This window comes from Streptomyces apocyni (assembly GCF_009739465.1).
GTDB classification, from domain to species: Bacteria; Actinomycetota; Actinomycetes; order Streptomycetales; family Streptomycetaceae; genus Streptomyces; species Streptomyces apocyni.
The window spans coordinates 1-314 of record NZ_WHOM01000019.1 but is presented as its reverse complement, the minus strand read 5'-3'; the positions used below and the strand labels follow the sequence as shown (position 1 = coordinate 314).

The 314-nt window shown below is 66.9% G+C and carries 1 protein-coding gene; it reads right to left on the bottom strand.

Translation table 11 applies throughout. The features are described 5' to 3' along the window. Nucleotides 1–314 (bottom strand): KR domain-containing protein (locus tag GCN81_RS00075; protein ID WP_156721309.1); only part of this gene is annotated, 314 nt, incomplete at both ends.

Sequence of the window (314 nt, the reverse complement as noted above, 5' to 3'; positions counted from 1 at the left end):
TGGGCGGGCAGGCCTTGGGCGTGGCGGTGTTGGGCGAGGGAGTCGAGGAAGGTGTTGGCGGCGGCGTAGTTGGCCTGTCCGGCGTTGCCGATGAGTCCGGCGATGGAGGAGTAGAGGACGAATGCGGAGAGGTCGAGGTGTTTGGTCTGCTCGTGCAGGTTCCAGGCGGCGTCGACCTTCGGGCGTAGGACCGCGTCGAGGCGGTCGGGGCTGAGGGTGGAGAGCAGACCATCGTCGAGTACGCCTGCGGTGTGGATGACGGCGGTGAGGGGGTGTTCGTCGGGGATTTGGGTGAGTGTGGTGGCTAGGGCGTT